Origin of the sequence: Phyllobacterium sp. 628 (assembly GCF_014189505.1) — a bacterium.
Taxonomy (GTDB): Bacteria; Pseudomonadota; Alphaproteobacteria; order Rhizobiales; family Rhizobiaceae; genus Phyllobacterium.
Genome location: NZ_CP050301.1, coordinates 20173 through 32941 on the forward strand (window position 1 = coordinate 20173; position 12769 = coordinate 32941).

The 12769-nt window shown below is 55.4% G+C and carries 14 protein-coding genes and 1 pseudogene; 3 read left to right on the forward strand and 12 right to left on the reverse strand.

Translation table 11 applies throughout. The features are described from left to right. Positions 1-90: 90 nt before the first annotated feature. Both HB779_RS01515 and HB779_RS01520 read right to left on the reverse strand, forming a co-directional pair. Positions 91-402, reverse strand: a complete 312-nt coding sequence (locus HB779_RS01515) for a type II toxin-antitoxin system RelE/ParE family toxin (RefSeq protein WP_188344072.1) — start codon at positions 400-402, stop codon at positions 91-93. Further along, on the reverse strand, positions 403-666 hold the full coding sequence (locus tag HB779_RS01520; RefSeq protein ID WP_188344073.1) for a type II toxin-antitoxin system ParD family antitoxin: 264 nt from the start codon (positions 664-666) through the stop codon (positions 403-405). 155 nt (positions 667-821) lie between these two features. Between HB779_RS01520 and ubiG the strand changes: the two genes are divergently transcribed. After that, positions 822-1565 (forward strand): bifunctional 2-polyprenyl-6-hydroxyphenol methylase/3-demethylubiquinol 3-O-methyltransferase UbiG, encoded by a 744-nt coding sequence (ubiG, locus tag HB779_RS01525; protein WP_188344074.1) that lies wholly within the window; start codon positions 822-824, stop codon positions 1563-1565. On the opposite strand, the gene HB779_RS01530 is transcribed toward ubiG, so the two are convergent. The 5 genes from HB779_RS01530 to HB779_RS01550 all read right to left on the reverse strand — a co-directional run bounded on the left by HB779_RS01530 (position 1555) and on the right by HB779_RS01550 (position 4916). After that, positions 1555-2460: a DMT family transporter gene (locus tag HB779_RS01530; protein WP_188344075.1), complete on the reverse strand. Its 906-nt coding sequence runs from the start codon at positions 2458-2460 to the stop codon at positions 1555-1557. The genes ubiG and HB779_RS01530 overlap by 11 nt on opposite strands. 64 nt (positions 2461-2524) lie before the next feature. After that, positions 2525-2938 carry a DUF1178 family protein gene (locus tag HB779_RS01535; RefSeq protein WP_188344076.1) on the reverse strand — a complete coding sequence of 138 codons (414 nt, stop codon included), beginning with the start codon at positions 2936-2938 and terminating at the stop codon, positions 2525-2527. After that, the gene (locus HB779_RS01540; protein ID WP_188344077.1) at positions 2935-3804 is read right to left on the reverse strand and encodes a carbon-nitrogen hydrolase family protein; all 870 of its coding nucleotides are present in this window, start codon (positions 3802-3804) and stop codon (positions 2935-2937) included. Before HB779_RS01540 ends, HB779_RS01535 begins: the two co-directional genes overlap by 4 nt. A 10-nt stretch (positions 3805-3814) precedes the next feature. After that, positions 3815-4084, reverse strand: a complete 270-nt coding sequence (gene grxC / locus HB779_RS01545; protein WP_188344078.1) for a glutaredoxin 3 — start codon at positions 4082-4084, stop codon at positions 3815-3817. Positions 4085-4160: 76 nt separating this feature from the next. Then, the gene (locus tag HB779_RS01550; RefSeq protein ID WP_188344079.1) at positions 4161-4916 is read right to left on the reverse strand and encodes a ComF family protein; all 756 of its coding nucleotides are present in this window, start codon (positions 4914-4916) and stop codon (positions 4161-4163) included. Positions 4917-4980: 64 nt separating this feature from the next. On the opposite strand from HB779_RS01550, the pseudogene HB779_RS01555 reads away from it, so the two are divergent. After that, positions 4981-5869: pseudogene (locus HB779_RS01555) on the forward strand (methyltransferase domain-containing protein). A gap of 13 nt (positions 5870-5882) precedes the next feature. Here the strand turns inward: HB779_RS01555 and HB779_RS01560 are convergent. The 5 genes from HB779_RS01560 to HB779_RS01580 form a co-directional block, all read right to left on the reverse strand. Further along, positions 5883-6203, reverse strand: a complete 321-nt coding sequence (locus tag HB779_RS01560; protein ID WP_188344080.1) for a hypothetical protein — start codon at positions 6201-6203, stop codon at positions 5883-5885. A gap of 115 nt (positions 6204-6318) precedes the next feature. Next, on the reverse strand, positions 6319-6735 hold the full coding sequence (locus HB779_RS01565) for a (deoxy)nucleoside triphosphate pyrophosphohydrolase (protein ID WP_188344081.1): 417 nt from the start codon (positions 6733-6735) through the stop codon (positions 6319-6321). Beyond that, positions 6732-7481: a GNAT family N-acetyltransferase gene (locus HB779_RS01570; protein ID WP_188344082.1), complete on the reverse strand. Its 750-nt coding sequence runs from the start codon at positions 7479-7481 to the stop codon at positions 6732-6734. The genes HB779_RS01565 and HB779_RS01570 overlap by 4 nt, the downstream gene beginning before the upstream one ends. An 11-nt stretch (positions 7482-7492) precedes the next feature. Then, entirely contained in the window at positions 7493-8734 is a 1242-nt protein-coding gene (argJ, locus tag HB779_RS01575; protein WP_188344083.1) for a bifunctional glutamate N-acetyltransferase/amino-acid acetyltransferase ArgJ, read from the reverse strand. Between the two features lie 100 nt (positions 8735-8834). Then, positions 8835-9755: a peptidylprolyl isomerase gene (locus HB779_RS01580; protein ID WP_188344084.1), complete on the reverse strand. Its 921-nt coding sequence runs from the start codon at positions 9753-9755 to the stop codon at positions 8835-8837. Between the two features lie 267 nt (positions 9756-10022). On the opposite strand from HB779_RS01580, the gene secA reads away from it, so the two are divergent. Further along, complete coding sequence (gene secA / locus HB779_RS01585; RefSeq protein ID WP_188344085.1) at positions 10023-12743, forward strand: preprotein translocase subunit SecA; 2721 nt, start codon at positions 10023-10025, stop codon at positions 12741-12743. The last annotated feature ends 26 nt before the right edge of the window (positions 12744-12769 follow it).

The following is a 12769-nucleotide window of genomic DNA, read 5'->3' on the forward strand; positions in this document are numbered from 1 at the left end:
GAACAGGGGACCAAGCCCATATGGGTTTTTGAATCCCTCATCACTTTGTAACTTTATTTCGAATGGTAAAAGCAAAAGCCAACACGAGATTCAATCGCGATCCTCCAACAGATCGGTCGTAATGTTGCGGCCACCATAAAAAATACCCAATATCAGAACGCTGTCTTTTGTAACGGCAAAGGCGATACTCAGGTTGCGCCTGTACCCAACTATTCGAACGCCCTTCATGACGTCGTCACGAACTGTTCCACGCTTGGGAAAGGTCGAGAAGCTCAGGCAATATTCGCGAATACCAAACAAGAACGCTTGAGCCCGTTCCGCGCTGGCATTGGTATGGATGTAGTCGTAAAGTTCAACCAGTTCCTGTTCGGCCCGTGGGTGAAATACGACCTTGTACTCCATTTATGACTTGATCCTTTTACTGCGGCCGCGAGCCTCGAGATTGGCGAACACCTTGTCGGCGGGAATGCCAATGGCAGGATTCTCCTGCAATTCAGCGAGGCGGTCCGGAACCTCTTTTCGCAGCCAATTTTCACGCGCCTCTTCAAAATCCTCCAGCATACGCAAGCCTGCCCGCACAACTTCACTGGCATTGTTGTAACGCCCGGATTCAAGCTGCTTCTTGATAAAACGTTCATAGTGATCACTGAGCGCAATGCTTGTCATGGCATCCATTCCTCAAATCGGCTTCGACCATAATTGGCCCATCATTCGATAACAATAGATACTAATGGATAACACAACTGGCGCGAAGCGGAATTTGCGTCTTGACATTTTTTGCCGGAACGGGCCTCTCCACAGACAGCAAAAAGGACGTTGCCATGACCGAAGCCCAACGCAGCACAATTGATGCCGCTGAAGTAGAACGTTTTTCGCGCATGGCGGCCGAATGGTGGAACCCGCAAGGCAAATTCCGCCCTCTGCACAAATTCAACCCGACACGTCTTGCCTATATCAAGGAAAAGGTCTGCGCCCATTACGGCATCGACCCGAACAGCCCGAAACCGTTTACCGGATTGCGCCTGCTGGACATCGGCTGTGGCGGCGGTCTGTTGTGCGAACCGATGGCGCGCCTTGGCGCCAGTGTGGTTGGCGCGGACGCCGGTGAAACCAACATCGAGGTGGCAAAAATTCATGCCGCGCAGAGCGGTCTCGATATTGATTATCGCGCCACCACAGCTGAAGCTCTCGCCGAAGCCGGTGAAAAATTCGATATCGTGCTGAACATGGAAGTGGTCGAGCACGTGGCCGATGTCGATCTTTATCTGTCAGCCTGTGCACAGATGGTCAAACCTGGCGGCCTGACCCTTGTCGCCACGATCAACCGGACGTTGAAGGCGCTTGGCCTTGCAATTTTCGGCGCTGAATATGTCCTGCGCTGGCTGCCACGCGGCACGCATCAGTACGAAAAGCTGGTTCGCCCGGAAGAGATCGAAGGCCCTCTGCGCCAGGCCGGTTTGGAAGTCACCGAAAAAGTCGGCGTGACCTATAACCCGCTGGCCGACAGCTGGAACCGCTCAACGGATACGAACGTCAACTACATGATTTTGGCGGTCAGGCCGTAGCAGTTTCTTTTGCTGCCATACGCTGCGCTTTTGTCGTCATCAGTACGCCGATCGTGATGATGACAGCGCCCATCCATGTCGCGAGTTGATATACTTCACCCAGAAACAACGTACCGGCGATCAGCGCCACCGCTGCGCCGACATAACCGATCTGGCTGAGATAGACGGGGCCTCCGACAGCCTGCAACCGGAAATACAGCGCGAACATGCATGTGGACGCCAGAATTTGCGCCACCACCAGCCAAGGCACATTGCCCAGCGGCTCAACCGGGAAACCACCCGTCATCAGGAAGATAATCGGGATAAGCAGCACAGCCGTGGTCAGATGGCTGCCTGCAGCCAACTCGGTTGGATCAGCATCCTTGGGCCAATCAATGGTGCGATAGACATTGCCCAAGGCAAGCAATACCGGAATGAGCAATCCGACAATGATCCAGAAAGGTTCGGCAGGCTGGCCCACCTGCCCACGCGTGAATCCAACGAGCACAGCACCGGCAAAACCGACAAAGATACCGAAAAGCCCAAGCATATTGGGTCGCTTGAGCTTGAACAACATAGACAGCAGAAGCGTGAAAACCGGCGACAGCGTGTACATGATACCGGTGAAGCCTGATCCAAGATGCGGAATCGCCGACAGGGTCATCAGATTAGGAATGGCGTAGGAGATCAGCGCAGCAACGAGATAATAGCGGATCATGTGTGCATTGATGCGCGGCCGTTTGCCCATAGCGAGAAAGGCTACAAGCAGCACTGTTCCTGCCCCGGTCGATATAACAAATGCCCAGATAGCGGGCGTTATCCCCGCGCCAAAAGCCAATTTGCCGAACGGCAGCGTCAATCCGAGGAAAGCGCCGGTCAGGATGAGCAGCGCAGGAGCGGAGTTCAGAAATGGCATGAAAGGCACCCGGGGGACGGTTAAGACTGCCGCACCTTAGACTTTCGTCTTAAACTGGCAAGGGTCAATTATGCTCGTCCGGGAAGCTCGGCAATGGCATGATTTCCACGCCATCCTCAAGCAGCGATTTCACTTCATCGCTCGAGGCTTCACCGTAAATTCCGCGCTGCTCCGTCTCGCCAAAATGAATTTTTCGCGCTTCCTCGGCAAAGTCCGCTCCGACATAATCGGCATTCTCGCGCACCTTTTTGGCCACTTCCTTCAGCTCATTGACCATCTTGCTCATGGCAACGGCGATCTTCTCTTTTTGCCGCCCGGTGGTCACGGATGGCGCCATCAAGGCCTTTTCCACCTTGTGCGAGCCGCATACGGGGCAGGCAACCAGCTTCCTTTGTGTCTGACTGTCAAAGTCGTCATTGCTGCGGAACCAGCCTTCGAATTCGTGGTCCCGCTCACAGTGAAGGGAAAAATGGATCATGACGCGGCCGATTGTCTCTCGCTCTGGCCGTCATCCGACTGGATAACCAGACCAAAGGGTCGCGCATTTTTAAGGTTCGGTACTTTCGCACGCGCAGCGGCACTCAAAGAGGTGTCGATATCCGCGACAATCACAGCGGGATCCGCATGATTGGCTTCAGCCAAAACCTCGCCCCACGGCGCAACAATGATCGAATGACCATAGGTCTCACGTCCATCTTCATGCACTCCGCCTTGGGCTGCGGAAATAACGAAAGCACCATTCTCAATCGCACGGGCCCGCTGCAGAATATGCCAATGCGCCTCGCCAGTCTGGCGGGTGAAAGCCGCCGGTGCCGTCAGCACCGATGCGCCAGCCAAGGCCTGAGCCCGGAACAATTGCGGAAACCGCACATCGTAACAAATGGCAAAGCCAAGACGCGCAAATGGCAGGGTCGCGACGACAGAATCCGAGCCCGGCGCATAGACGGCGGATTCGCGCCAGCTTTCGCCATTGTCGAGATCGACGTCGAACATGTGAATCTTGTCATAGCGGGTGATGATTTCACCATCCGGGCCAAACAAAAAGGCGCGGTTGGCAATCTTGCCATCATCCCGGGCAATGGCCGTCGAGCCGATGTGCAGATGGATACCGTGTTGAGCCGCAAGTCCCGAAGCCGTACGGACAATGATATCTTCGTCCTCAGCGCGCAGAACCTCGGCAAGTGCCTTGCGATCGCGCTGCAAAGCTCCCGTCATCTCCGGCGTCTGGACATATACCGCGCCTTTGCTGGTAGCCTCAGCAACATAATCTCCCAAATCCCTGGCATTACGCTGCGGATCAACCCCGGAGCGCATCTGAATAGCCGCAGCACGAAATGAGCTCATGATCTGGTCCTTACGCCAATTCGCCGGTTGTCAGCAGCGCATCAAGACGCCCTTGCTGATCGAGAGCATAGAGGTCATCGCAACCACCCACATGAACCGCACCGATAAAAATCTGCGGAAAAGTCGTGCGCCCATTCGACCGTGCCAGCATGGCTTGCCGTGCATCGGGTTCAACCGTCGCATTGTGCTCGACAAAAGCCACGCCCTTTTTATCCAGCAAACCTTTGGCAGCGGTACAAAAGCCACAACCATCACGTGTGTAGATCGTTACATCAACCATCTCGATACTCCATATCAGGTCTATATAAGCACGCATATTCAAAGCGCAAAGACCCGTTTTTTCTGCAAAACCGCTGTTAGACAGATAATTCTTTCGACAGGACCCGTCCGAAGGTCAAAACATCCACATGGGATGCGCCGCCACGGAGCAAAGCGCGTGCCGCAGCTTTAACCGTAGCGCCCGTCGTATAGACATCATCGACCAGAAGCACAGTGCGCCCGCGCACCTTGATATCCTGTGTTTCCGGCACCTTGAAAGCACCGCGAACATTGGCAATGCGCTCATTTGCACCAAGGCCAACCTGTTGCTGCGTTGGTTTGATGCGTTTGAGTGCATCGGGCTCAAACGGCTTGCCGCTGATCCGGCCCAGATTGCGCGCAAGTTCCGCAGACTGGTTGAACCGGCGAAACCAGAAACGCCGTGCATGCATCGGAACGGGAACGATCACATCACACTCATTCAGAAGCTCGCTGCCCGCGCGCGCCATCCACCGTGCCATCCATGGACCGAGATCAGTCCGGTCACTGTATTTCAACTGGTGCACCATCGTACTGATTGCGCCTTCATAGACCGCAACAGATCGCGCCCGGTGAAATGGTGGCGGATCGGCAATCGCTTCGGCGGACATGATTTCCGCGCCAAGATCGTGGCTGAACGGTATTCCCAGCACCGGGCAATAGGGTTTTTCGATAAACCGGACTTTTGACCAGCAGGCGGCGCAGAGGCTACCGGGCTCGGAAACCAGACTTTGGCATTCCACGCAAACGGGCGGGAACAGCAGTGTGGACAGCCGATTTGTGACGATGCGCGCAAAAGCGCGGGCAGTTTCCATTGCAATTCCATCTCGGGCGACGCATTTAGCGCTGAGAACTATACATTGATCAGAGAAATTCGGAATGGATCAACACCAGATCTTCGATCGAAATCTGCTTCGGCAACGGCGTCTGCGAGCGCTGCGTCAGCATGGAAAGACGGGGGATTTCCTGCTCGCCCGAGCCGCTGACGATTTGGAGGAGCGCCTTTCGGCTGTTGAGCGCAGATTCGACGTCGCTGTCGACCTTGCCAGCCACACCGGACTGGCGGCAGAAGCCATCAACCGGTCCGGCAAAGCCGATATGATTATCCGTGTTGAACAGGACCCCAGTTTTCTGCAGACAGCCTTTCCGGCTGTGGTGGCCGACGAAGAAATCCTGCCGTTGAAACCATCCAGCATCGGCTTGATCGTCTCGCTGCTTTCTCTGCATTTGACCAATGACACTCCCGGCACCCTGCTGCAGATAAGACGCGCTTTGAAGCCTGACGGTTTGTTTCTCGGCGCCATGGCGGGCGAAGCGACACTGTCGGAACTGCGTGAGGTGTTTGTTGCAACCGAAACTGAAATCAGCGGCGGGGTCTCCCCCGTGTTGCACCTTTTGCCGATGTGCGGGACGTAGGCGGGCTGCTCCAGCGTGCGGGCTTTACCCTGCCCGTCACCGATATCGAAACCTATACGGTGCGTTACGATTCCCTTTTGCGCTGATGCGCGACCTGCGAGCCATGGGGATGCAGAACGTCCTCCTCGGACGCTCGCGCAAACCGTTGACCCGAAAGTTCTTCATGCGGGCGGCGGAGATTTATGCCGAACGCTTCAGCGACCCGGATGGGCGTATCAGGGCAACCTTTTCTTTTATCTGGATGTCGGGTTGGGCCGCACACGAATCGCAGCAAAAGCCGCTCAAACCCGGCTCAGCCAAAGCCTCTCTGGCCGATTTTCTCAAAGAGGTCGAAACGCTGGAAAAGAAATAACCGGCAGGATTATTCAGCAATCGCCGCTTTTTGTGCCATCGCTATTGAGAATGCACACGGCATTGGGTGATTTCTGCGTCACGCTGCGGCGCACGGTATATTCGCTTGGACCTGCTTTTTTGATCGAGCCCGTCGACATCGTATCGATCGACCGGCTGGCTGCATAATCGACCACAGATTTTGATCCGCGGTCTGCAAGGGGTGCGATAACCAGAGCGAGCGCGATTGCAGCCGAGCCAAACAGCAACGTTATGCGAAGAATGCCCCTGCCAGCGTCCAGAAAAGCTCTGGATTGCACTGAAACGTCGTCAAGATTATCAAACTTATATCCCATGCCCCACCTGGAAAAATTGATCCGGAATTGATTAAAAGTCGCTCATTCGCGTGAAGGATCAATTAAGGAATTGGGTTAATTCCGCGAAGAGGAATTTTTAACCATGTTTCGCCCGTCAGAGCAGGTCAATCAGGAAGGGAATAAGCGGAATATCGGCAGGCGGCATAGGGTAATCGCGCATGTCCTTGGGCCGCACCCATTTCAACGCCTGACCTTCCATCGAACGCGGAATGCCCTCGTAGCGGCGGCAGATGAACAGCGGCATCAGCAGGTGGAATTTCTCATAGGTGAAACTGGCGAACGTCAGTGGCGCAAAGCATGCGGGCTTGACCACTATGCCCAATTCTTCCTGCAATTCGCGTATCAAACTTTCTTCCGGTGTTTCACCCGGTTCAACTTTCCCGCCGGGAAATTCCCACAGTCCGGCCAGCGACTTACCTTCCGGGCGCTGGGTCAGCAGCACACGGCCATCGGCATCAACCAAAGCGCAAGCCGTCACGAGCAAAATGGGATGAACAGGCTTTTCGCTCATTTGGGAGCCTGCCGGTAGACGTAACGATAGGCTTCGGTGAAATCCATCGTCTCGTAGAGCTTAATGGCTGCCAGATTACCGGCCTCGACCTGCAGCCAGCCGCGCGTGGCGCCCCGTGCAAAAGCCCATTTGATGGCGGATTTCACGATCATGCGGCCATAACCCTTACGGCGGCGGTTCGAAAGAGTGGCAATGTTCAGCAAGCCGGCCAATGCGCCGTCCTGTACACAAATTGCGGTTGATACCGGCTCATTACCCTCTTCCACAACGAACAGGCCCTTGGACGGGCGAATGGCGTTGATAACCTCGAACAGACCGGGTTTCAGGGCCGGGTCTTCCTGCTGCACTTGCTGGGCAGCATCGATGTAGCGGTCAATATCTTCCAGCGGAATCTGCTCAATGGCATCAGACAGGTCGATAGTGCCAAGATCAGCCACCATGACGACAGACTCGTCGAAACGCGACCAGCCAAGCTCTGTCAGGTAATCGTCCAGTTCTTTGGGCGCGAGCGGCGAATGACGAAAAATCGGCCGGCTGCCATACGCCCGGAAACGCTGGATGGCATTTGCCACCCTTTGCTCCATATTATCCGTATCACCGGGATCCAGTGGATTAACCGAATTCAGCCGCTTGGCAGGATGGCTGGCCGTCATCCGGATTGCCCAGCTGCCATCATAATGCACCGATGAGGCAGGCCAGGCCCGGAATCCAACCGCCTCGATCTGCCTGATCTGCGCCAGTTGCATACTGGCACTCATTAGCTGCGATAGTCGCCGTTGATCGCCACATATTCCTTGGTCAGGTCACAGGTCCAGACCGTCGCTTTGCCTTTACCGAGGCCAATATCGACCTTGACGGCAATATCCTCGTTTTTCATGTAATCCGAGGTTGCAGCTTCCGAGTAATCCGGATCACGCTCGCCATTGCGGGCAACACGAATATCACCGAACCAGATCGCGAGACGATCGCGGTCAGCCGGTTCACCCGCCTTGCCAACGGCCATGACGATGCGGCCCCAATTGGCGTCTTCACCTGCGGCCGCTGTCTTGACCAGCGGTGAATTGGCAATGGACAAGGCAATGCGCTTGGCCGAACGCGACGATGTTGCGCCGGTTACGGTGATTTCGAGCATCTTGCGGGCCCCTTCGCCGTCGCGCACCACCTGCAATGCCAGATTTTTCAGAACGCGGTCGAGTGCCTTGCTGAAGGCTTTGAGGCGCTTGTCCTTTTCCTTCGTTACCGGCGCGGCACCGCGCTCTGCGGCGGATCCGGTTGCGAAAAGCAGCAGCGTGTCCGATGTGGATGTATCGCTGTCGACGGTTACGGAATTAAAGCTCTTGCCGACCGACTTCGACAGAAGCTTCTGCAGAATGTCAGAGGCAATCGGGGCATCCGTTGCAACAAAAGACAGCATCGTCGCCATATCAGGCGCGATCATGCCGGCGCCTTTTGCGATACCATTGATCGTGACCGGCACACCGCCCAGCAGGACCGTTTCCGTCGCGACTTTGGGAAAGGTATCCGTTGTCATGATGGCACTCGCCGCATCCTGCCAACGTTCTCCAGTCGCGCTTTGCGCCATGCCTTCGAGCAAATGGCTGAATTTGCCGGCATCCAGCGGTTCACCGATGACACCGGTCGAAGCAAGGAATATTTCACTGGATTTGCATCCAATGGCCTTGGCAGCAGCGGCGGCGGTAAGCTTGGTGGACTCGCGGCCCTTCTTGCCGGTGAAGGCATTGGCATTACCGGAATTGACGACAATAGCGCGGGCTTTTCCGCCTGTCAGGCTGTCACGGCAGAAGTCCACTGCAGCCGACGGGCATTTGGAACGGGTAAACACCCCTGCGACTGCCACGGGCTTGTCAAATACGATCAGCAGAACGTCGGTTCTGCCCTTGTATTTGATCCCGGCTTCAGCGGTTGCGATCCTCGCACCATGAATTTCCGGCATGGCCGGGAAGTGTTTGGGCGCCAAGGGGGAGACAGACGTCGACATGAGTTACCTCGAAAAGGATGTTTGACAAGGTTTAGAGCAGGTAAAACTCGGGATTGGCAAGGCCCGGAATTCCAATGGAATTCCGGGCCCGAAGTCTTGTTTATTCCTGCTGGCCTTCGGTGGCTGCCTTGATCGCCTTTTCCGTTTCCGGATCAGTGTATTCGACCTTCAGATCAGCCCGCTCTTTCTTGACCAGTTCCATATAGCGTTCACGGATAAGGATCGACTTCACCTGATCCTTGACCTGATCAAATGCTGGCGGCTGCTGTACGCGCTTGTCTTCCAGCTTGATCACGTGGAAACCGAACTGCGTCTGAACAGGCTCCTTGGTGTATTTGCCAACATCGAGCGCCATGGCTGCCTTTTCGAACTCAGGAACCATCTGTCCGGCAGAGAAATAGCCAAGATCACCGCCCTGTGCTGCGGATCCATCAGTCGACTTCGCCTTGGCGACGTCTTCAAAGGATGCACCGCCATCAAGCTGCTTGATAATGGCTTCGGCTTCTTCCTTGGTCTTCACCAGAATGTGGCGTGCGCGAACTTCGTTCTGGGGTGGCATTGCTGCCATTTCCTTATCGTAACGGGCACGCACGTCCGCATCGGTCACCTTGTCGACGACCTGCTGCTTGAAGAAGTCATTGTGCAATGCGCGGTCCTTCAGGAACTGCATGCGTGCCTTGAATTCCGGTGTGGCATCCAGCTTCTCGGCTTCCGCCTTGGCTGCGAGCGACTTGATGTCGATGATGGCAGCCAGAGCGGCCAAACGACGCTGATCGTCCGGCAGACGGGCAAACTGCGGATCGAGATCGGCAGAAATCTGATCCACGTCCTTGGCAGTGATCTTTGTGCCGTTGACGGTGGCAAGCACCTTGTCCGGATCGACCTTGGCAGGCTCTGTCTTCGCAGCGTCAGCTTTCGGAGCCGCAGGCTTGCTGGCGTCCTGGGCCAGAGCTGCGGAGGAAACACCGGCCAAAAATACAGCAGCAGTCATGAATGAAAGGGTTTTACGCAATTGGTTCATAGGTCAATTTCTCCTTGGGAGGACCGGTACGGGCTATGATTACGGCAGAATTTTGCCCAGACGAAGCGATCAACTGCTTGCTGCTTCAACATTGACATCATTCGAGCCCCCTCTTATCTGTCCATCGGCTTTGCGTCCAGATAGCTTGGTAACAGATAGGCTTATACATTTGGCTCAGTGTCCGTATTGTATCAGGCAGTAAAATGCCCGGCATCGGACACCTAAATGCTAGGTTTTCCTAGCGAAACGAATAAGAGAGGACCAGGGATGGTCAGTTTCGGCGGCCTTGCCCGCAAGATTTTCGGCTCTTCAAATGAGCGTCGAGTCAGAGGCTTCAAGCCACGCGTTGAGGAAATCAATGCGCTGGAGGCAGAAATTTCGTCGCTCACTGACGAACAATTGAAGGCAAAAACGGTGGAATTCCGTGCGAGCCTTGCCAGCGGAACAAAACTTGATGATCTGCTTGTACCGGCTTTTGCCGTTGTACGTGAAGCCGCCAAGCGCGTTCTCGGCATGCGCCCCTTCGATGTTCAGTTGATCGGCGGCATGGTCCTGCACGGCGGCGGCATCTCGGAAATGCGCACCGGTGAAGGCAAGACGCTCGTCGCGACATTGCCGGTTTATCTGAATGCGCTCGAGGGCAAAGGCGTTCACGTCGTCACTGTCAACGACTACCTCGCCAGCCGCGATGCGCACTGGATGGGACAGCTCTATAATTTCCTTGGGCTGAGCTACGGTATTATCGTGCACGGTCTGGATGACGAAGAGCGCGCCACTGCCTACGCCGCGGACATCACCTACGCCACCAACAACGAACTCGGTTTCGATTATCTGCGCGACAATATGAAATATGAACGCGCGCAGATGGTACAGCGCGCTCACAACTACGCGATTGTCGATGAAGTGGATTCGATCCTCGTTGACGAAGCGCGCACGCCGCTGATTATTTCCGGCCCGCTCGATGACCGGTCCGATTTCTACAACCTGATCGACACTTTCATTCTGCCGCTTGAGCCGGTCGATTATGAAATCGACGAGAAGCAGAAAACCGCGATCTTCACCGAAGAAGGCACGGAAAGGCTTGAAAACCTGCTGAAGGAAGCCGGTCACCTCAAGGGCGAAGGCCTCTACGACATCGAAAACGTTGCTGTAGTTCATCACGTCAACAACGCGTTGCGCGCCCACAAGCTGTTCCAGCGCGACAAGGACTATATCGTCCGCAATGATGAAATCGTCATTATCGATGAATTCACCGGCCGCATGATGCCGGGCCGCCGTTTCTCGGAAGGCCTGCACCAGGCGCTGGAAGCCAAGGAACATGTGACGATCCAGCCGGAAAACCAAACGCTGGCTTCAATCACATTCCAGAACTATTTCCGCATGTACAAGAAGCTGGCCGGTATGACCGGTACAGCTTCAACCGAAGCGGAAGAATTCGGCAATATTTACGGTCTCGAAGTCACAGAAATCCCGACCAACAATCCGGTCAAGCGCATTGACGAGGATGATGAGGTCTACCGGACCGTCGAAGAAAAATACAAAGCCATTGTTCGCGATATCCATGAAGCACGCGCCAAGGGTCAGCCGATCCTCGTTGGCACGACATCGATTGAAAAGTCTGAACAGCTGGCAGAGCGGCTGCGCAAGGAAGGCTTCAAGGACTTCCAGGTACTGAACGCCCGCTATCACGAACAGGAAGCCTATATCGTTGCCCAGGCTGGTGTTCCCGGCGCCATCACCATTGCCACGAACATGGCGGGTCGTGGTACGGACATTCAGCTCGGCGGCAATCTGGAGATGCGCGTCAAGCATGAGCTTGCCGACATGCCGGAAGGCGAAGAGCGCAAGTCCAAGGAAGCAGCTATCCGAGACGATATCGCTGTTTTGAAAGAGAAGGCGATTGCAGCTGGCGGGCTCTATGTTCTGGCAACCGAACGCCATGAAAGCCGCCGTATCGATAATCAGTTGCGCGGCCGTTCCGGCCGTCAGGGCGATCCGGGCCGGTCAAAGTTCTTCCTGTCGCTTCAGGATGATCTGATGCGCATCTTCGGCTCCGAACGCATGGACGGCATGCTGCAGAAGCTCGGCCTCAAGGAGGACGAAGCCATCGTCCATCCCTGGATCAACAAGGCTCTGGAAAAAGCGCAGAAGAAGGTCGAAGCGCGCAACTTCGACATCCGCAAGAATCTGCTGAAATACGATGACGTTATGAACGATCAGCGCAAGGTGATCTTCGAACAGCGTATTGAAATCATGGACGGCACGGATCTGAGCCAGACAACCGCAGAAATGCGTGAAGACGTTGTTGACGATCTGGTCCAGAGGCATACGCCGGAAGGCGCCTATGCCGAGCAGTGGAAGGTGAAGGAACTCGACGAAGACGTCCGCACCATCCTCAACCTCGACCTGCCGATCACCGAGTGGGCAAACGAGGACAATATTGCGCCTGATGATATCCGCGAACGCCTGTTCGAAAATGTCGAAAAGGCTGCCGCTGACCGCGCCGAGCGTTTCGGACCGGAGATCATGGCCTATGTCGAAAAGTCCGTCATTCTCCAGACACTCGATGCTCTGTGGCGCGAACATCTGGTCAATCTCGACCATCTGCGCTCGGTCGTCGGTTTCCGTGGCTATGCGCAGCGCGATCCGCTCAACGAGTACAAGACCGAAGGGTTTGAACTTTTCCAGACCATGCTGACAAATCTGCGTCAGAACGTGACAACCCAGCTGATGCGGGTCGAGATCGTTCGCGAGGCAGCCGAAGCACCAGCACCGCAATTGCCCGAGATGGAAGGCCATCACTTTGACGGCCTGACCGGTGAAGACGATTTTGGCGGTGATGCAGCTGTGCTCGAGGATTTGCGCGTTGTTGATCCGTCGGAACGCGATCCTGAAAATCCCCGCACCTGGGGCAAGATAGGCCGCAATGAGGCCTGTCCCTGCGGGTCAGGCAAGAAATACAAACATTGTCATGGCTCATTCGCCTGACATCATTTCCCAAGGCCGCGTTTAAC

Coding starts and splice junctions, on each gene's coding strand:
- secA (WP_188344085.1), top strand. CDS start 10,023: ATGGTCAGTTTCGGCGGCCTTGCCCGCAAGATTTTCGGCTCTTCAAAT.
- HB779_RS01515 (WP_188344072.1), bottom strand. CDS start 402: ATGGAGTACAAGGTCGTATTTCACCCACGGGCCGAACAGGAACTGGTT.
- argJ (WP_188344083.1), bottom strand. CDS start 8,734: ATGTCGACGTCTGTCTCCCCCTTGGCGCCCAAACACTTCCCGGCCATG.
- HB779_RS01520 (WP_188344073.1), bottom strand. CDS start 666: ATGACAAGCATTGCGCTCAGTGATCACTATGAACGTTTTATCAAGAAG.
- grxC (WP_188344078.1), bottom strand. CDS start 4,084: ATGGTTGATGTAACGATCTACACACGTGATGGTTGTGGCTTTTGTACC.
- HB779_RS01580 (WP_188344084.1), bottom strand. CDS start 9,755: ATGAACCAATTGCGTAAAACCCTTTCATTCATGACTGCTGCTGTATTT.
- ubiG (WP_188344074.1), top strand. CDS start 822: ATGACCGAAGCCCAACGCAGCACAATTGATGCCGCTGAAGTAGAACGT.
- HB779_RS01530 (WP_188344075.1), bottom strand. CDS start 2,460: ATGCCATTTCTGAACTCCGCTCCTGCGCTGCTCATCCTGACCGGCGCT.
- HB779_RS01570 (WP_188344082.1), bottom strand. CDS start 7,481: ATGCAACTGGCGCAGATCAGGCAGATCGAGGCGGTTGGATTCCGGGCC.
- HB779_RS01540 (WP_188344077.1), bottom strand. CDS start 3,804: ATGAGCTCATTTCGTGCTGCGGCTATTCAGATGCGCTCCGGGGTTGAT.
- HB779_RS01550 (WP_188344079.1), bottom strand. CDS start 4,916: ATGGAAACTGCCCGCGCTTTTGCGCGCATCGTCACAAATCGGCTGTCC.
- HB779_RS01560 (WP_188344080.1), bottom strand. CDS start 6,203: ATGGGATATAAGTTTGATAATCTTGACGACGTTTCAGTGCAATCCAGA.
- HB779_RS01565 (WP_188344081.1), bottom strand. CDS start 6,735: ATGAGCGAAAAGCCTGTTCATCCCATTTTGCTCGTGACGGCTTGCGCT.
- HB779_RS01535 (WP_188344076.1), bottom strand. CDS start 2,938: ATGATCCATTTTTCCCTTCACTGTGAGCGGGACCACGAATTCGAAGGC.